General features: G+C 61.7%; 16 protein-coding genes and 1 tRNA gene. 3 read left to right on the top strand and 14 right to left on the bottom strand.

Features of this window, described 5'->3' with window-relative positions; genetic code table 11:
• The first annotated feature begins 70 nt into the window (after positions 1–70).
• The 3 genes from KAK11_RS05195 (at position 71) to KAK11_RS05185 (ending at position 1,413) form a co-directional block, all read left to right on the top strand.
• Complete coding sequence (locus KAK11_RS05195; protein ID WP_210806951.1) at positions 71–760, top strand: PEP-CTERM sorting domain-containing protein; 690 nt, start codon at positions 71–73, stop codon at positions 758–760.
• Positions 761–803: 43 nt separating this feature from the next.
• A tRNA-Val gene (locus tag KAK11_RS05190) sits at positions 804–880 on the top strand.
• A gap of 152 nt (positions 881–1,032) precedes the next feature.
• Entirely contained in the window at positions 1,033–1,413 is a 381-nt protein-coding gene (locus tag KAK11_RS05185) for a BLUF domain-containing protein (protein ID WP_210806949.1), read from the top strand.
• On the opposite strand, the gene KAK11_RS05180 is transcribed toward KAK11_RS05185, so the two are convergent.
• The 14 genes from KAK11_RS05180 to aptA form a co-directional block, all read right to left on the bottom strand.
• Positions 1,410–2,270, bottom strand: a complete 861-nt coding sequence (locus KAK11_RS05180; protein WP_210807922.1) for a DMT family transporter — start codon at positions 2,268–2,270, stop codon at positions 1,410–1,412. The two genes, KAK11_RS05185 and KAK11_RS05180, sit on opposite strands and share 4 nt — an antisense overlap.
• Before the next feature lie 59 nt (positions 2,271–2,329).
• A complete protein-coding gene (locus tag KAK11_RS05175; protein ID WP_210806947.1) occupies positions 2,330–3,499 on the bottom strand; it encodes an ABC transporter substrate-binding protein in 1,170 nt (389 codons plus the stop codon).
• On the bottom strand, positions 3,483–4,862 hold the full coding sequence (gene glnT / locus KAK11_RS05170; protein WP_246498474.1) for a type III glutamate--ammonia ligase: 1,380 nt from the start codon (positions 4,860–4,862) through the stop codon (positions 3,483–3,485). Before glnT ends, KAK11_RS05175 begins: the two co-directional genes overlap by 17 nt.
• Complete coding sequence (locus KAK11_RS05165) at positions 4,855–6,345, bottom strand: aldehyde dehydrogenase (protein ID WP_210806945.1); 1,491 nt, start codon at positions 6,343–6,345, stop codon at positions 4,855–4,857. The genes glnT and KAK11_RS05165 overlap by 8 nt, the downstream gene beginning before the upstream one ends.
• Positions 6,346–6,432: 87 nt before the next feature.
• Complete coding sequence (locus tag KAK11_RS05160; RefSeq protein WP_210806943.1) at positions 6,433–7,821, bottom strand: DUF3138 family protein; 1,389 nt, start codon at positions 7,819–7,821, stop codon at positions 6,433–6,435.
• A 47-nt stretch (positions 7,822–7,868) separates the two neighbouring features.
• A complete protein-coding gene (locus KAK11_RS05155; protein WP_210806941.1) occupies positions 7,869–8,714 on the bottom strand; it encodes an ABC transporter permease in 846 nt (281 codons plus the stop codon).
• The gene (locus KAK11_RS05150) at positions 8,714–9,649 is read right to left on the bottom strand and encodes an ABC transporter permease subunit (RefSeq protein ID WP_375140664.1); all 936 of its coding nucleotides are present in this window, start codon (positions 9,647–9,649) and stop codon (positions 8,714–8,716) included. The genes KAK11_RS05155 and KAK11_RS05150 overlap by 1 nt, the downstream gene beginning before the upstream one ends.
• Positions 9,650–9,659: 10 nt before the next feature.
• Positions 9,660–10,766 carry an ABC transporter ATP-binding protein gene (locus KAK11_RS05145; protein ID WP_210806939.1) on the bottom strand — a complete coding sequence of 369 codons (1,107 nt, stop codon included), beginning with the start codon at positions 10,764–10,766 and terminating at the stop codon, positions 9,660–9,662.
• A 10-nt stretch (positions 10,767–10,776) separates the two neighbouring features.
• Positions 10,777–11,877 carry a polyamine ABC transporter substrate-binding protein gene (locus tag KAK11_RS05140; protein WP_375140670.1) on the bottom strand — a complete coding sequence of 367 codons (1,101 nt, stop codon included), beginning with the start codon at positions 11,875–11,877 and terminating at the stop codon, positions 10,777–10,779.
• 165 nt (positions 11,878–12,042) lie between these two features.
• Complete coding sequence (locus KAK11_RS05135; protein WP_210806937.1) at positions 12,043–13,455, bottom strand: aspartate aminotransferase family protein; 1,413 nt, start codon at positions 13,453–13,455, stop codon at positions 12,043–12,045.
• A gap of 42 nt (positions 13,456–13,497) precedes the next feature.
• A complete protein-coding gene (locus KAK11_RS05130) occupies positions 13,498–14,865 on the bottom strand; it encodes a glutamine synthetase family protein (protein ID WP_210806935.1) in 1,368 nt (455 codons plus the stop codon).
• 115 nt (positions 14,866–14,980) lie between these two features.
• Complete coding sequence (locus tag KAK11_RS05125) at positions 14,981–15,748, bottom strand: gamma-glutamyl-gamma-aminobutyrate hydrolase family protein (RefSeq protein WP_210806933.1); 768 nt, start codon at positions 15,746–15,748, stop codon at positions 14,981–14,983.
• Between the two features lie 12 nt (positions 15,749–15,760).
• Entirely contained in the window at positions 15,761–17,056 is a 1,296-nt protein-coding gene (locus KAK11_RS05120) for an NAD(P)/FAD-dependent oxidoreductase (RefSeq protein WP_210806931.1), read from the bottom strand.
• A gap of 327 nt (positions 17,057–17,383) precedes the next feature.
• Positions 17,384–18,691: an omega-aminotransferase AptA gene (gene aptA, locus KAK11_RS05115; RefSeq protein ID WP_210806929.1), complete on the bottom strand. Its 1,308-nt coding sequence runs from the start codon at positions 18,689–18,691 to the stop codon at positions 17,384–17,386.
• Between the last annotated feature and the right edge of the window lie 56 nt (positions 18,692–18,747).

The raw sequence follows: 18,747 nt of genomic DNA, 5'->3' as shown, positions 1-18,747 counted from the left end.
AGTCACCTTAGTGTTCTGATGTTGGTCGTTAATTGCCAACATTTGCGCGTTTTGTAGTTGGGGGAACACCTTGAACACACGTCCTATTTTCGCTTTGGCCCTGCTTGCAAGCGCTGCATGCGCGCAGGCCCAGTCGACCCAAGAGCCCACCAATCTGCTTGAAGATGGCAGCTTTGAGCTCGCCAATCAGGCCGCAGGGACTTGGGGCTTTTATCAGGGCAGCCAAGCCACCGGCTGGTATGCCGTCGGCGACAACTCCTTGATTGAGTTGCGCAACAACTTGGTCGGCACCGCCCAAAACGGCAGTAGCTTTGCCGAGCTGGATTCTCAGAACGGGAATTCCACGATGACGCAAGACTTTTCGACCGTGGCAGGACAAACCTATTACCTGTCCTTCTACTACTCAAGTCGCCCCGCGTCGGATGTCTACAACGGCTCCTGCTGCTCGGTGGTGCCTGCCGAGAGCAACGGACTGAGCTTCAACGTGGGTTCGGGCTGGACGGCTGCGCCTGCGCTGCCTGCCAACCAGACTTATGACAATGTCTGGAACTACTTCACCACCAGCTTTGTGGCGGCCAGCGCCACCACGACGCTGAGTTTCATGGCGACCGGCCTGAGCGATACCTTTGGTACATCGCTCGACAATGTCAAAGTGTGGACGGACACGCCGCCCGTGCCGGAACCCGCAACCCTGGCTTTGATGGTGGCCGGCTTGGCGGCCATTGGCGCGCGAGTTCGTCGCCAACAAAAATCTTCATGATTTGCGATAAACCCTAAAAAGTCGCTATACTGAGAGGCTCAGCAGGCGCGTAGCTCAGTTGGTTAGAGCACCACCTTGACATGGTGGGGGTCGTTGGTTCGAATCCAATCGCGCCTACCAAAATTCTGCTGTTGCCGAACCCCTGGTTTCTGTGATGAAACCAGGGGTTTTTTGCTTGGGGGCTGCCGCGTCAGTCTGGGTTCAATTTGCGCGCGTAGCATGCGCGACGTTTTGAATTCATGGCGGTAGAGCATCAGCGCTACTGAGAGACCGTGCTGGAACGTCTGCTGTACCGTAGCCAAGCCACCCACAAGTTGGGGTCGCTGCACCTGTTCACCCTGTTGGCCCGAGCCCGCGAGCGCAATCTTCGCCTGGGCATCACCGGCCATTTGCTCTATCTGGATGAGAGATTCGTCCAGTGCATTGAGGGGCCCCCGTCGTCCATAGAAACTCTGTGGCAGCGCCTGCAAGTGGATGACCGGCACTTCAACCTGGAGCTTTTGGCGCGTGGCCCCTTGGAGGCGCGGCGCTTTCCAGACTGGACCATGGCATTTTCAAGCTATGCGTCCTTCCGCCGCTTTTCGCTGCCCGGGTTCTTTCCCATAGATGAGCAGGGCATGAACGAGTTCACTGAGCGTTGCGTGCGCACTTAGGCCTCGCTGGGCCACGTGGCCAACAGCAGCCCCAGCAAGGCCAGACCCAAGGCCAAGCCTTGCATCAGTCCCAGCGGTTCGGACAGAAAAAACACGCCAACCGCGCACGCCGAGACGGGCAGCAACACGCTGAAGACGCCTGCGCGCTGGGCGGGTACTTTTTGCAGGCCTATCATCCAGAGCCAAACAGTCACCACGCTGGCGGCCAAGGCGTAGAACAACAGCAGCCCCCATGAGGGCAGTGCCACGGTGCTGAAGTCAAATTGGCTGGCTTGCCACAGGCCCAAGGGCGTCACCAAAGCCAAGCCCCAGAGATTGATGAGTGCGCTGATGCGTTTGGGAGAGACCTGGGCCGTCAGGCGCTTGCCGATCACCACATAGCAAGCCTCGCAAAACACCGCGCCCAGCAGCAAGACATGGCCCCAGAGTGGGCCGATGCTGGATGTTGACGGGTGCTCTGGGGCAGCACTGGGGCGCGCCAGCGCCAGCAAGCTCATGCCGCACACCGCCAAGGCAATGCCGGCCAGCACCATAGGGCGAATGCGCTCACCCAAGAAGAGCCAAGAGAGCAGGGCGACCATGGCAGGAATGCCCGCCATCATCACCCCCGCAGACACCGCAGACGTGGCGGCAACGCCGTAAAGCATGCAGATGGAAAACAGGAAGTTGCCCAGAAAGCTCTCCAGAAACAGCAAGCCTTTTTCTTTGGGGCCCAAGGGCGGCTCTTGGGTGGTGCGGCGTAACCAGCCGCTCATGGCCACCGCGGCAATTCCAAACCGAAGCCAAGCCAGCAGAAAGATCGGAAAGATGGCCACCAGCACTTTGGACAGACCCACATAGCTGCCCACCAGCGCCATGCTCAGTGAGAGTGCGCCATAGGACAGCCAGGGCACGGCTGGCGAGTGGATGGCTTGTTTCAATGTCGCGCCCTGCCGGATTGGTCGTATACGGTCAGGCTGACGTGCTGAGCCAACTGCCGGCGGGCCGGGTCCCACTTCAAGGCGAAGCCGCCCATGTCCCATGTTCCCAAGGACTCCAGCGCGGCCAAGAATTGCTCGCGCGTGCCATTGCGCGGCATGCGCCGCAGCGCTTCCAAGATGGTCTGCCCCACCATCCAACCTTCCAAGGAGGCGTGTTCGGGCTTGGCGTCGGCGGCTTTGAGGCGCTGCAGATAGGACGCCACCACGGGTCTGGACGCGTCCGTGGGTGAGGGGACGACCTGGGTCAGAGAGAGCCCGGCCGCGTCGCTGCCCAACTGCGCGGCGAGTGCCCCCGAGCCGCTCAGGCTGGTGCCGTAGCAGCCGCCCCTGAAGCCTGATTTGCGCAGCGCGCGCCACACGGCTCCTGTGCTGCCATAGGCTGCCAAACTGACGACCACTTGTGGCTTGGCCTCGAGCAGTTGCTTGGCGGCCGGCGCAATGTCGTTCTGCCCCAGCGCAGACTCGCCCGTGGAGTTGCGTGCCACCTTGGCCAAGGTCACCGGTGCGGGCAGCTTGGCGGCTTGCAAGACTTGCTGCAAGGCCAGCAGGCCGGCCTCGCCGTCGGCATCGGTTTGCTGCAGCACGGCCATTCGGTCCCAGCCCATGGTGCTGAGGGTGCGGACGATCAGCGCCAATTCAGCCGCTTGTCCGGCACGCCAGGTGATCAAGGCGCGCGGCGGTGCTTGGCGCAGAAACTCGGCTCCACACAAGGGCGCAATCATGGGCACGCCCGCTTTGAGCGCCAAGGGCAGGCTGCGCCGGACTGACTCTGCGCCAACATAGCCGACCAACGCAAACACCGCTTCCGCACCGATCAGGTCTTGGGTGTTGGCGGCGGCCATGTCGGCCTCATAGGCATCGTCCAAGCTGATCAGCTCGATGCTGCGGCCTTGCACGCCACCGCTGGCATTGGCCAGATTAAAGGCCATCTGCAAGCCGCGCTGGTACTCAATGCCCAGGTGTTGCGCCGCCCCGGAAATAGGCACTGACTGGCCCAGGCGAATGACATCCTTGGGAGGAGCAGCCCAGGTCTGCTTCGTCGCCGAAGCGGCCGTCAGGCCCAGCATGCCTTGCAGGACTCGACGTCGATCAGAACGTGGCCGCATAGCGCTGCAACTCCCAGGCGCTGATGTGTCGGGCATAGCTCAACCATTCGGCGCGCTTGAGGCGGGGCAACTCTTGGCTCAAGGTGTCCCCCAAAGCGGCGAGGATCACCGGGTCGGCTTCCAAGGCGCTGATGGCTTCGTCGAGAGACTGAGGCAGCACCTCAATGGCGCGCAGGGCAATCTCCGACAAACTCAGGTTGAACAAGTCATCCGTGCAGGCCGGGCCGGGGTCGAGTTGTCGGTCCACGCCATCCAAGCCTGCCGCGATCAGTGCCGCCGTGGCCAAGTAGGGGTTGGCTGAAGCATCGGGCAAGCGCCACTCAAAGCGGCCGGGCAGGGTGCGAACCACCGCCGTGCGGTTATTCGGCCCGTGGGCCACATAGGCGGGCGCCCAGGTGGTGCCTGACAAAGACTCGCCCACCACCAAACGCTTGTAGCTGTTGACCGTGGGCGCAGCCAGCACGCACAAGGCGGCCGAGTGGGCCATCACACCCGCAATGAACTGCCGCCCCAGCGCAGAGAGGTGATGGCCCTTCTGGGCCTGGGACTCCGTCGGCGAGAACAAGCCTTGGCCTTGCGCATCCCAGAGCGAGACATGAAAGTGCAAGCCGCTGCCCGGTTGGTTCGCAAAGGGCTTGGGCATCATCGAGAACACGGCCCCGTGGCGCTCTGCCACTGCGTGGGCAGCCAGCTTGAAGCACATCAGCTTGTCGGCGCTGGCCAAGCATTCGTCGAAGGCGAAGTTCACCTCGTACTGGCCGTGGGCGTCTTCGTGGTCCAGTTGGAACACGTCCAACCCCATCGCGCTCAAGGCCTGGTGCAACTCGTGCAGCAGCGGCGCTTGGCGGGGCAGAGACTTCAAGTCGTAGGAGGGCTTGTCGAGCCGATCGGCATCATCAAAGGGCAGCCACTGGCCGTCCTTGTGCTTGAGTAGGAAGAACTCGGGCTCAATCCCTGTTTTCAGCGCCCAGCCCCGCTCGGCCAAGCGGGCCGTGGCCCGGCGCAAGACTTGGCGCGGGCACGCCTCAAAGGGCTGACCATCGACATAGCCGTTGCCTGTGGCCAAGGCATAGCCCGGCTGCCAGGGCATGGGCCGAATCGCATCCAAGCTGACGGGCCGTGCGTAGTACTCCGCACGCGCCCCGATGCGCGGCAAAGCTGTGCCCCAAATGGAGGGCCCGGCAAAGCCAGCGCCGGTGCGCACCAGCTCACCCAGATAGCTCAAGGGCACATACTTGCCCTTGGCCACGCCATGCACGTCGGTGAACTGCACGAGCAGGGTGTGCACACCCTGCTGTTCAAGCCGAACCTGGGTGCTGGCGATCTCGGCGGGGCTGGGTGAGAAGTCGGCGGACTCAGTCAAGGCGGATCCAGGTGGTTTTGAGTTCGGTGTACTTGTCAAAGGCGTGCAGCGACTTATCACGGCCGTTACCGCTTTGCTTGTAGCCCCCAAACGGCACGGTGATGTCGTCTTCGTCGTACTGGTTCACGTGCACCGTGCCTGCACGCAGAGCACGTGCGACACGGTGAGCGCGGTTCAGGCCGTCGCTCCAAACGCTGGCTTGCAGGCCGTAGCTGGAGTTGTTGGCCAGGGCGATGGCTTCTTCTTCCGTCTTGAACGTCAGGATGCTCATGACCGGGCCAAAGATTTCTTCGCGGGCGATCTTCATGCCATTGCTGACCCCGGCAAACACGGTGGGCTCCACGTAGTAACCACCGGTTTGAGCCAAGGCTTGCTGGCCGCCAGCGACACAACGCGCACCTTCTGCCGAGCCCGCATCGATGTAGCCCAAGACTGTGCGCATCTGGGTTTCGTCCACCAAAGCGCCCAGCACGGTGCCCGTGTCCAGCGGGTTGCCCGGCGCATAGCTCGGTGCTTCGGCGGCCACCAGAGCGGTGAACTCCTCGGCCACACGCTCATGCACCAAGACGCGGGAAGGCGCGTTGCAGCTCTCGCCCTGGTTGAAGAACATGCTGCCGGCCACGGTCTTGGCGGCGCGCTCCAGGTCTTTGAAGTCGTCAAACACCAGGAAGGCCGACTTGCCACCTAGCTCGTTGTAGACGCGCTTTAGGTTGGAGCGTCCTGCGTAATCCAACATGCGCCGCCCGACGCGGGTGGAGCCGGTGAAGCCAATCGCATCCACGTCCATGTGCAGGGCCAAGGCTTCGCCGGCTTCGTGGCCAAAGCCTGGCACCACGTTAAACACGCCCGGCGGGATGCCTGCTTCCACCGCCAGCTCCGCCAAGCGGCAAGCCGTGTAAGGGCTCTTCTCACTGGGCTTGAGCACCACCGAGTTGCCCGCAGCCAGGGCCGGGCCCAGCTTCCAGGCCGCCATGATCATGGGGTAGTTCCAGGGCACGATGGCCCCGATGACGCCCATGGCTTCGCGGGTGATGAGCGCCAAGGCCGAGTCGGGCGTGGGCGCGATCTCATCGTAGATTTTGTCCACCGCTTCGGCATACCAGGCGATGCAGCGGGCGGTCGAGGGCACGTCCACCGACAGCGAGTACTGGATGGGCTTGCCCATGTCCAGGGTCTCCAGCAGCGCCAACTCCTCTTTGGCGCCGAGGATCTTGTCGGCAAAACGTTGCAGGATTTTTTTGCGCACGGCAGGCGCCTTGCCGGCCCAGCGGCGGTCGTCAAAGGCAGCGCGGGCTGCACGCACGGCGGCATCCACATCGGCCGCTTGACCGCGCGCCACAGCGCCCAGCAAGCGGTTGTCGATGGGCGAGCGCTTCTCAAAGGTTTGGCCATCCACGGCCGCCACGCGTTGGCCGTCGATCACCGCACGGCCGTCGGGGCGCAGGTCGGCGGCACGGGCCGCCCAGGAGTTGCTCTGGGGCATAGACACCTCTTGATGAAGACAAAAAAATGGCCGCGACGGAGCAGCGCGGCCATCGGTGGAGGCGGCAGCCCTCAGGCTGCCGGGTCCTTAGAACGCGACGACGACGGACGCACCCAGCAGATGGTTGGTCTTGCTGTAGCTGCCGTCCTTGACGTTTTCAAATACGGCTTGGTTGGCGCGGTCCAAGCGGTACTCCAGCTTCAGCGTGGTGCTGGTGTCGAACAGGTAAGACAGGCCCATGCTCAGCGCCATGCGGTTGGCACCCTTGCTGGGGTCTGCTTGGACCCAGTTACCCTCCGCATCGCGAGACCAGCCTGGGCCGATGCCGTTGCGACTGTCCGACGCCGTGAAGCCCAGCAAGCCGCCGCCGTTCTTGGCATTGTTCAGGTAATCCAGCCGTGCAATGCCTTCGAAGCGCGGCGTGAACTTGTAGGCGGCCAAACCGGACAGGCCCCACCATTGCGAGTCTTGAAGGCCACCGTCGGCATTGGCGGAAATGGCCGCATTCTTCTGGCGACCAAAGCTGGCTTGGCCCTGAATCGTCCAGTCGCCACGAATGAAGTAGCCGTCGACTTCGAAGAGGTCAACGCGGCTTTCGCCCTGGGGCACGACATTGCCATCAACGTCCAGGATGTTCTCGCTGAAGTTGGCTGCATTGCCGTGCACACCCGCAAAGCCAAAGCCATTGAACTCACCCTTGGAGTAGTCGACGCGGTAGGCCAACATCGGCTGGCGCATGCCAGCATCCTTCTTGGACTTGTTCATGTTGCCGACCATGAACTTGGTGATCCATTTGCCATTGGTCACATCCATGCCGATGCCGGTGTAGGCGGTGGGCAAGGTGAAGTCGAACAGCAGGTTGTGGGTGATCAGCTTGTTCTGCGTGGCTGGCAGGTACTCATAGCCTGACCAGTCTGGCAACTGGCCCGCAATCAAGCGGGTCTGCAAGTCGGTCAGGGGAATCGAGACACTGGCTTCTTGAACGATGGAGTCACCATCAAACACCGAGCCCACGCCGCGGTTGGGCGACAGGGTCAGGCGCCACTTCACGCCAGAGTCGGTTTCCTTTTGGAAGTCGATAACGGCCGCACCGAAGTAGGAGTTGTCGTAGTTGTAGCCATCATCACCCACCTTGTTCAGGAATTGGGCGCCCATGCGGTTCTGGGCCTTGTTGTAGATGAAGGCCGGGTCCATGTAGCCGCTGACCTTCAAGTTCTTGAAGCCCAGCATCTCGCGGGAGTCCTCCAAGGCCTCGGTCTTGTTGGCAATCCGGTTGAATTCGGCGGCTTGCTCTGGCGTCATGCCCCATTGCGGCTTCGGGGCTTCGGCAGGCGCCGCCTGCAGCTTTTTCTCCAGCTCATTGACACGCGCCTTGAGCGCTTGCAGCTCTTTGAGCAAAGCCTCGTTGGATTGAGCTGCCGCAGGGAAAGCGGCTGCCAGGGCCACGGTCAAGAGGGTGGGACTCAATAGCTTCATTGTCATGTCCTTCAGTGGCTAGAAAAAGTGAATGGGGTGAGTGTCTGTCAGTTGCGGTAGGCCGCGGCCATCTCTTGTTGGCGTCGTCGCTCAGCTCTGGCAATCATGTAGCTGGCGACGATGACGCCGATGGAAACAATCAGCACGATCAGCGTCGCCACGGCATTCACACTGGGGTTCAGGCCCAGCCTGGCGCGCGAGAAGATGACCAGCGGCATGGTGGTGGAGCCTGGGCCCGACAAAAAGGCCGAGAGCACCACGTCGTCCAGCGACAAAGTGAAGGTCAGCAGCCAGGCCGACATCATGGCCTGCGCAATCATCGGCAGGGTCACCAGCATGAAGACTTGCGAAGGCTTGGCGCCCAGATCCATGGCGGCCTCTTCAAGCTGAGGGTTCAGCTCTTGCAGGCGGGCCTGCACCACGACGGTGGCATAGGCCATGCCCAGCAGCAAATGACCCATCCAGATGGTGAGCACACCGCGCTCGGGGAAGCCCAAGGCACGCTGCACCGACACCAGCATCAGCAGCAGCGACAAGCCGACGACGACTTCCGGCATCACCAAGGGGGCGCTGACCATGCCTGAAAACGCTGTCCGGCCCCAAAAGCGCTTGTACTTCACCAGAACGAATGCAGCGAAAGTCCCCAGGACCACCGAACCGCATGCAGTGAAGAAGGCAATCTTCAGCGACAACCACAGCCCAGCCTGCATTTCAGTGTCGTGCAGCAGAGCGGCATACCACTTCAGGGTGAAGCCGCGCCACTCATTGGGCAGTGGCGAATCGTTGAAAGAGTAGACGATCAGCGCAATGATGGGCAAATAGAGGAAGACATAGCCTGCGGCCAGCCAGCCCTTGCCGAAATTGCGATTGAATGCAGGAGACAGTCGCAACATCAGCGGGACTCCTGGGCTTCAGCCTGATATTTATTGAACAGCGCCAGTGGCACGATGATCAGCAGAATCATGACGACCGCCAGGCTGGAGGCCATGGGCCAATCGTTGTTGGAGAAGAACTCATCCCAGACGACCCGGCCGATCATCAAGGTCTCAGGCCCGCCCAAGAGCTCAGGGATCACGAACTCGCCCACGCACGGGATGAACACCAACATGGAGCCAGCAATGATGCCGGCTTTAGAGAGCGGCACCGTGATCTTCCAGAAGGCTGTCCAGGGCGTGGCGCCCAGGTCAGCCGCTGCCTCCAGCAGGCGCAAATCCATCTTGGCCAGGTTGGAGTAGAGCGGCAGGATCATGAAGGGCAGGTAGGTGTAGGTCATGCCCAGCACCAGCGAAAACGGCGTATGCATGAGCTTGCCTGGCGCAGGAATAGCGCCCACCGCATAAAGCAGCTGATCCAGGCCCAAGGTGGTGATGACCTCCGCCGCCCAGCCGCCTTCGGACAGCAAGCCCTTCCAGGCGTAGACGCGCAGCAAAAAGGACGTCCAGAACGGCAGCATCACCAGCATCAAGAGTGCCGGCTGTGCACTGGGCTTGGCGCGGGCCATGAAATAGGAAAACGGATAGCCGATGGCCAAGCACAGCACCGTGGTGGCCGCAGCGTACTTGACGCTGGCCAAGTAGGTCTTGAGATAGAGATCGTCTTCGGTGATGAAGACATAGTTGCCCAGCTTCAAGGTCAGCGCCAGCAGGCCGTCCTTGTAGGTGATCAGGTCCTTGAAGACCACAGTCTCCATCTCGGAGACGCTGATCTTGGCCAAGATCAGGAAAGGCAGCAAGAAGAACAGCAGCAACCACCCATAAGGCACCGCAATGACCGCGGTGCGCCCGGGGTTGCGCGTCAGGCGCTGGAGGAAGTGGGGCATGAGGTGCATGAAGGCCGCCTTAGCTGGTCAGCACCACATGGGCGGCATCAGACCAATGCGCCCAGACTTGGTCGCCCCAGGTCAGCTCGTCATCACGGTGACGCTCGGTGTTGGCCATGCTGACCTTGAGCATCTGGCCGCTGGCCAGCTTGACGTGAAAGACCGTGAAGCTGCCGAAATAGGACATTTCTTCAATCGTGCCGGGTGCTGCGTTGTACTCGCTCTCAGGCTTATCCCGAGTCACGGCGATCTTTTCAGGCCGCAACGCTACCGTGACCGGCATGCCTTGGGTGCCGGTGATGCCGTGGCCGACATAGTGCTTGCAATCTGCGCAATCAATGATGACGTGGTCGGGCTCGTCCACCGAAACGCTGCCGTCCATCAAGTTGACGTTGCCAATGAAATCAGCCACGAAGCGGGTCTGCGGGGTTTCGTAGATGTCAGAGGGTGAGCCCACTTGCAGGAAGCGGCCTTCGCTCATGATGGCGATGCGCGAGGCCATGGTCATGGCTTCTTCTTGGTCGTGGGTCACCATCACGCAGGTCACGCCCACTTGCTCGATGATGTTCACCAGCTCAATCTGGGTTTGCTCTCGCAGCTTTTTGTCCAAGGCGCCCAAGGGCTCGTCCAAGAGCAGCAACTGTGGCTGCTTGGCCAAGCTGCGCGCCAAGGCCACGCGCTGCTGCTGGCCGCCAGAGAGTTGGTGCGGCTTGCGCTTGGCAAATTTACCCAATTGCACCAGCTTGAGCATGGCCTCCACCCGTGACGCCACTTCGTCACGCCCCAGGCCATCGCGCTGCAGGCCAAACGCAATGTTGTCCCAGACTGTGAGGTGTGGGAACAGCGCGTAGGACTGGAACATCATGTTCAGGGGCCGCTCGTAGGGCGGCAAGCCCGCCAAGTCTTGGCCATTGAGGATGATGCGTCCCGAGGTCGGCGTCTCGAAGCCCGCCAGCATGCGCAACAGCGTGGTCTTGCCGCACCCAGACGAGCCCAGGAGCGCGAAGATCTCGCCCTTGGCAATGTCCAGGTTGACGTTGTTGACGGCTTTGTAGCCGCCGAAGTCCTTCACCACATCGACGATGCGGAGAAAGGCGCTGTCAGCAGTGCTGGCGGTAGGGCTCATACGTGGTGTCTCACAGACCTGTCTTGAACGAGGTGTAGGTGCGCGTCATCAGGCGGCGCAAGTCGTTGTTCAACGAGTCCGGCGGCACCATCTTCTTCATGTCTGCATCGCTCAAGAACACGGTGGGGTTGTTGGCCACCTCAGGCTTGATGAACTTCTTGGAGTCCTTCACCGGGTTGGCGTAGAACACCTTGTTGGTCAGTGCTGCGTGGTTCTCAGGCTTCAGGATGAAGTTGATGAACTTATGGGCATTACCGGGGCGCGGAGCGTCGGCGGGGATGACCATCACGTCAAAGAACAGCAGGCCACCGGTCTTGGGGATCAAGGCCTCGATCTTTTGACCCGTCTTGCCATCAATGGCGCGCTGGCGGGCGATGTTGATGTCGCCTGACCAACCCAAGGCCAAACAAATGGAGCCATTGGCCATGTCATTGATGTAGCCCGAAGAGCTGAACAGGGTCACGCTGGGGCGCACCGACTTGAGCAGCGCCGAGGCAGCGTTGTAGTCGGACGGGTTCTTGCTGAAGGAGGGCTTGCCCAAATAGTGCAGGGCGGCTGGCACCACTTCAGTGGCGGAGTCCAAGAAGGAGACACCGCAGGACTTCATCTTTGAGATGTACTCCGGCTTGAAGACCAGGTCCCAAACGTTTTCTGGCATGGGCGTGCTGCCGAGTGCCGCCTTGACCTTGTCGACGTTGATGCCCACCGTGGTGTAGCCCCACAGCCAATCCACCATGTAGTCGTTGTTGGGGTCCATCCGCGCCAGTTGGGCCTGAATGGCGGGGTCAACGTTCTTCAGATTGGGAATCAGCGACTTGTCGAGCTTGCGCAGCAAGCCGCCGTCCATCTGCAGCTTGGCCCAGTTGGACGAGGGCACGACGATGTCGTAACCCGTCTTGCCGGCCACCAACTTGGCGTGAACGATTTCGTTGTTGTCGAAGTTGTCGTAGCGAACCTTGATGCCGGTTTCTTTTTCAAAGTTCTTCAGAGTGTCTTCGGCGATGTAGTCCGACCAGTTGTACACATTGAGGACTTTTTCTTCCTCTTGGGCCTGGGCGCTGGCGCCCACAAAGCCCAGGGCCGCAAGGGCGATGGACAGGACGGAACGCATAGGACTTGCTTTCATGCTCATGAAACCTCCAGAAAACACGGATGGAGAAAAGGGGTTGGAAGAGAAATCACTCAACGCCAGAGTCTAGGTGGTGGACGACGACACCGGCATCGGGAGAAGCCATCAAAGCATGCAATCCTTGTGCCCGCTCCGGTGTCATGTCACTCATAGCCAGCCGTTCTTCTGGGCGTCGGCCAAGGTCAAGTCCAAGCAGCGGCGGATCAGGACCATCATCTCGTCGATCTGGGCACGGGTGATGACCAGTGGGGGTGCGATGATCATGCGGTCGCCCACCGCGCGCATGATCAAGCCATTCCCAAAGCAGTGACCGCGGCAGACCATGCCCACTTCCAAATCAGAAGGGAAGGCCTGGTGCTTAGCTTTGTCCTTGACCAGCAAGACCGCGCCCATCAGGCCGCAGGTTTGCGTCTCGCCCACCAAGGGGTGGTCATTGAGGCTCGCGAACTGTTGGGCCAAGTAGGGGCCGACGTCGTCGTGCACATGCTCGACCAGCTTTTGCTGTTGGATCAGGCGGATGTTGGCCAAGGCCACGGCGCAGGCCACGGGGTGGCCGGAGTAGGTGAAGCCGTGGTTGAACTCGCCGCCTTGCTCGATCAGCACCTTAGCCATGCGCTCGCCCACCATCACGCCGCCCAAGGGGATGTAGCCGGAGGTCACGCCCTTGGCAAATGTCATCAGGTCGGGCTTGGTGCCCATGGTCTCGCAGCCGAACCATTGGCCGGTGCGGCCAAAGCCACAAATGACTTCGTCGGAGACCAGCAAGATGCCGTACTTGTCGCAGATGCGCTGGATCTCTGGCCAATAGGTTGCTGGGGGAACGATCACGCCACCCGCACCTTGCACGGGCTCGCCAATGAAGGCCGCCACCTTCTCAGGCCCGATGGACAAGATGCGCTCTTCCAGCCAAGAGGCCGCCACCTTGCCGAACTCATCGCGGCTCATGCCCGCGCCGTTTTCCCACCAATAGGGTTGGTCGATGTGGGTGATGTTGGGAATGGGCAGGCCGCCTTGGGCATGCATGCCGCTCATCCCACCCAACGAGGCACCTGCCATGGTCGAGCCGTGATAACCGTTGTGGCGGCTGATGATGACTTGGCGCTCGGGCTGACCCAGGATATCCCAGTAGCGGCGCACCATGCGCACCACCGTGTCATTGCCCTCGGAGCCAGAGCCCGTGAAGAACACATGCTTGAACTGGGGGGGCGTGACCTTGGAGAGCAACTCCGCCAACTCAATGGCTGGGGGCGTCGAGGTCTGGAAGAAGGCGTTGTAGAAGGGCAGCTCCTTCATTTGGCGCGTCGCGGCGTCGACCAAGCTGGCTTGGCCATAGCCGACGTTGACGCACCACAGACCACTCATGGCGTCGAGGATCTTGTGGCCATCGCTGTCCCACAAATAGATGTTGTCAGCCTTGGTGATGATGCGCGAGCCCTTCTTGGCCAGCCCGGCAAAGTCGGTGAAAGGGTGCAAAAAGTGCTCGGCGTCGGCCTGCTGCCATTCACGCGTGCTGCGCTGGCTAGCAACGGCCGGGGCTTGAAGAACGATGTTGTTGTGCATGGTGTGTCAGTCCTGTCTGGTGTCTTGAAGGCTGGGCGCAGCTCAAACGTGTAGCAAGAGGTGCTCACGCTCCCAAGGCGAAATCACCTTCATGAATTCGGCGTATTCGATCTCTTTGACTTCGGTATAGACCGTCACAAAGCTTTCACCCAAGACGGAGGCCAAGTCCTTCTCATCACGCAGTTGCTGCAAGGCTTCACCCAAGCTGCGCGGCAGTTGGTAGTCGCCCAAATAGGCGTCACCCTTGCACTCTGCGCTGGGTTGAATCTTGTTTTTGATGCCCAAATAACCGCAGGCTAAGGTGGCGGCTAAAGCCACATAGGGGTTGGCATCGGCGCCGATCACACGGTTCTCAATGCGCCGCGCGGACGGTGAGGCCACAGGCGAGCGGATGCCGACCGTGCGGTTGTCCGTGCCCCATTGGATGTTGATGGGCGCAGCCGTGTGGCGGGCCAAGCGGCGATAGCTGTTCACATACGGGGCGAACAGGGCCATGGCGGCCGGGATGTACTTTTGCAAGCCGCCGATGTACCAATAAAACTCCTGGCTCGGGCTGCCGTCTTCGTTGCTGAAGATGTTCTTGCCCGTCAGCTTGTTGACCACGCTTTGGTGGATGTGCATGGCGCTGCCCGGCTCACCGGCGATCGGCTTGGCCATGAAAGTGGCAAACATGTCATGGCGCAGCGCCGCCTCACGCACGGTGCGCTTGAAGAAAAAGACCTCGTCGGCCAAGCCCAGCGGGTGGGCGTGGAAGAAGTTGATCTCCATCTGTCCGGCACCGATTTCGTGAATCAAGGTGTCGACGTTCAACTCCATCTTGTTGCAGTAGTCGTAAACGTCTTCGAACAGCGGATCGAACTCGTTGACGGCGTCGATGGAGTAGGCCTGACGTGAAGTCTCCGCCCGGCCGCTGCGGCCAATGGGCGGCTTGAGCGGCATATCGGGATCGGTGTTGCGAGCCACCAAATAGAACTCCAGCTCAGGCGCCACCACAGGGTCCCAGCCTTCGGCATCAAAGAGGTCGCAGACTCGACGCAAGACGGAGCGCGGCGCAAAGCTCACCAGCTTGCCCTCGCGGTCATAGCAGTCGTGAATGACCTGTGCGGTCGGGTCTGTAGCCCACGGCACCAAGCGCACGGTCGCCGGGTCCGGCCGCAAGTGCATGTCGTGGTCCGTCGGGCTGATGACGTCGTAGTACGGGCCCTCTTCAGGGAACTCGCCGGTCACCCCCATGGCGACCACGGCCTCGGGCAGGCGCATGCCGCGGTCTTCGGTGAACTTTTCGCGGGGCAAGATCTTGCCGCGAGCCACGCCGGTCAAGTCGGGGACGAGGCATTCAATTTCGGTGACCCGATGTTGGTCGAGCCACTGCTCTAGTTCATGAAACGTGAAATCTGCTTTGCTGGCCATAGTGGCACCTGTTTGCGGTTCAGTGCGCGTGGATTGCCGCTGCGTTTGCAGCGCCGGGCCACGCGAGCCCCGGGGGAGGTGAGGGCCTCGGTGAAGAGGCGAGGGGAGGTCTCACCTACGGATACGCGCCACGGTGTCCCTCGCGCCAGCGCCGGCAGGCCTGGCCAAAGGCCGTCAGCATGGCCATGGACTGAGGGTTCTGGGCCGCTTGCCACTCGGGGTGCCACTGCAGGCACAGCGTAAAGCCCGCGCTGCCTTCGACGGAGAACGCTTCAATCACACCGTCCGGTGCGCGTGCTTCAACCCGCAAGCCGGGCGCCAGTGTTTTGACCGCCTGGCCATGAACGGAGTTCACGGTAAAGGGGGACTCGCCAACGATGTCGGCGAGCACGCCGCCAGGCTCCACAGACACGCTGTGCGAGGGGCCATATTGCACGGCCGCCGGCGCGCCGTCGGGGGCGCGGTGGTCGGCATGACCCTCGTGTTCATGCACGGCCTGGTAGAGCGAGCCGCCCAGCGCCACGTTGGTCTCTTGGGTGCCACGGCAGATGGTCAGCAAGGGGAGGCCTCGCGCCACGGCTTCACGAATCAGCGGCAGCGTCCAGGCATCGCGCTGCGGGTCCAGTGGCAGGCTCGTGTCGTGAACCTCTTCGCCAAAGTGGCTGGGGTGAACGTTGGAGGGCGAGCCTGTCAAAAAGACGCCGTCGGCCATCTGCAGCCATTGCTCCAACTCATCGGCCTCAGCCCACGGCACGACGACTGGCAGCGCGCCGGCCAGTCGCACCGCGTCGAGGTACTTCTTGCCTACGATTTGGAAGGGGTGCTCGCCCAACTGCCGGCTGCAGGCGGGCACCAAGACGAGAGGTTTGGAGGGGGTGCTCATGCTGAATAGGCCTTAACCCAAAATGTCCCGCAGGCGGTACCAAGCCATGCCCAGCACCAACGCGGGGGTACGCAGCCAACGGCCGCCGGGGAAGGGGTGATGTTTGAGGCGGGCAAAGATATCGAAGCGGCTGGCGTCGCCGTGCATGGCTTCAGCCACCAAGCGCCCGGCCAATCCAGTCAAGGCCAAGCCATGTCCGGAAAAGCCTTGCAGGTAGTAAACGTTGTCAGCCAAGCGACCAAAATCCGGCGCGCGGTTCATGGTGATATCCACAAAGCCACCCCAAGCGAACTCGGCCTTCACGCCTTGCAGTTGCGGAAAGGTCTGCGCCATGCGCTGTCGCATGTTCTCTGACAAATTGGGTGGGGTGACCGTGCTGTAGCTCACCCGCCCGCCGTAAAGCATGCGGTTGTCGTTGGTGGTGCGGAAATAGTCCAGCACAAAATTGGTATCGCACACCGCCGAGCGGCTCGGGATCAGGCTGCTGGCCAAGGCTTCTGACAAAGGCTCGGAGCAGACGATGTAGGTGCCCACCGGCATGATGCGCGCTTCCAGGTGGCTGGAGAGGCCTTGCAGATACACATTGCCTGCCAAGAGCACCTGCTTGGCGCGAACTTCTCCTTGCGCCGTGCAGACGCGCGCCATCGGCCCCGTCTGCAGACTGGTCACCGCCGAGTGCTCAAAGATGCGCACGCCAGCTTGGGCGGCTGCGCGCGCCAAGCCTAAAGCGTACTTCAGAGGATGCAAATGACCGGAGTGGGGGTCATGCAGGCCGCTGTGATAGCGCGGGCTGGCGATCCAGGATGAGACTTCTTGCGGGCCAATGCGGGTGAACTCCGCACCATAGACCTCGGCCATGCGGTCAGCCCAGCGGGCCAGGTCTGCGCCTTTGCGCGCCGTCGTGGCCAAACCCAGGTAGCCGTCGCGCCAGTCGCAGTCAATGTGGTGTTCGGCCATGCGCTCGCGCAACAAGGCCAGCGCCTCCAGCGTCATCTGCCAGACTTTGCGCGCATCGTCCAAGCCCAGTTGCGACTCGATCTCGGATTGGTCGCACGCTAAGCCGTGGATGGCTTGACCGCCATTGCGCCCACTGGCGCCCCAACCCACTTCACGAGCCTCCAACAGCACCACCGAGTGGCCCTTGCGGGCCAGGTCGATTGCGGCAGACAGGCCTGCCAGACCACCGCCCACCACCGCGACATCGCACTCCAGAGCGCCCTCCAGCGGGCTGTAGGCCGCATCGCGCGAGGCGGTGGCCGCGTAGTAGGAATGACGCGCAAGATCCTGATCGATGCTGAGGAAACTCATATGGTCAGCGCTAGGGCCTGTTAACACTACGGCAAGGTTCGCGAAGCGGCGGATTGGGGAGCCCATCTAGGCGCGATGCGCGGCCCGCACTCATGTGCGGGCAAGCGTTGCAACGACGAGGGGCACCCCAATCCGCCGCTTCCCTTCGGGTTGTGACCAAAAAGGGCGCATGCGGCGTTGCAAATCCTCGCCGGGCGGAAAGCCCGGCTGCGTTTTGCGCCTTGCCTGCGTCCTTTTTGACTCACAACGCGTCCCCTCGCCGTAGTGTTAACAAGCCCTAGGCAGGCCCTTTGTGGTTGGTGATGCAGTTCAGTCAATGAGCAAGGATCAGGCCACGCGCTGCAGGGCTTGGCGCAGCGTGGCCACGATTTGGTCAATGTGCTCGGTTTGGATGATCAGCGGCGGGGAGAGGGCAATCGTGTCGCCGGTGGTGCGGATCAGCAAACCTTCCTTGAAGCAATCCAGGAACACGTCGTAGGCGCGCAGTGCAGGCGCACCTGGGCGAGAGGCCAGCTCGATGCCGCCCACCAGCCCGATATTGCGGATGTCGATGACGTTGGGGCAGTCGCGCAGGGTGTGAAGCTTCTCGGCAAAGGTGGCTTCAAGGGTTGCGGCACGTGTCAGCAGGCCATCGTCAGCATAGGTTTCCAGCGTAGCCAAGCCTGCAGCGCAGGCCAGCGGATGGGCAGAGTAGGTGTAGCCGTGCGCGAACTCGATCAGGTGCTCGGGCCCCGCCATGAAGGTGTCGTAAATGCTTTGTTTGGCGATCACCGCGCCCATGGGCACGGTCCCGTTGGTCAGCCCCTTGGCGCAGGTGATGAGATCCGGCGTCACGCCGAAGCGCTGGGCCCCAAAGGCCGAGCCTGTGCGGCCAAAGCCGGTGATGACCTCGTCGAAAATCAGCAAGATACCGTGGCGGTCGCAGATCTCGCGCAGGCGCTGCAGATAGCCTTGGGGGGGAATCAAGACGCCCGTCGAGCCCGCCACAGGCTCCACAATGACGGCGGCAATGGTGGAGGCGTCATGCAGGGCACACAGGCGCTCCAGGTCATCCGCCAGTTCGGCACCGTGCGCGGGCTGGCCTTGGCTGAAGGCATTACGCGCCGGGTCATGGGTGTGGCGAATATGGTCCACACCACTCAACATGGTGCCGAACATTTTGCGGTTGCCCACCATGCCACCCACGGACATTCCGCCAAAGTTGACGCCGTGGTAGCCGCGCTCACGCCCGATCAAGCGGGTGCGATGGCCCTCGCCACGCGCGCGGTGATAGGCCAGTGCAATCTTTAAGGCCGTCTCGACAGACTCCGAACCGGAGTTGGTGAAAAAGACCTTGTTCAAGCCTTCTGGTGCCAGCTTGGCCACAGCTTCGGCCAACTCGAAGGCTTTGGGGTGAGCCATTTGGAACGGCGGCGCGAAGTCCATTTCCGCCGCTTGCTCGGTGATGGCCTGCACAATCTTGGGGCGCGCATGCCCCGCATTCACGCACCACAAGCCGGCCACCCCATCCAAGACTTGGCGACCCTCGGGTGTCCAGTAATGCATGCCCTCGGCTTTGGCCAACAGGCGGGGTTGCTTCTTGAACTGGCGGTTGGCCGTGAAAGGCATCCAATAAGCGTCAAGCGAAGCAGTCATCGGGCGTTCTCATCCGTCTTTGTGGCGCGGCTCAAAGGGCAGGGCTCGCGGCCTGT

Origin of the sequence: Ideonella paludis (assembly GCF_018069865.1) — a bacterium.
GTDB lineage: Bacteria > Pseudomonadota > Gammaproteobacteria > Burkholderiales > Burkholderiaceae_C > Ideonella > Ideonella paludis.
This window is presented reverse-complemented; position numbering and strand designations above follow the sequence as displayed.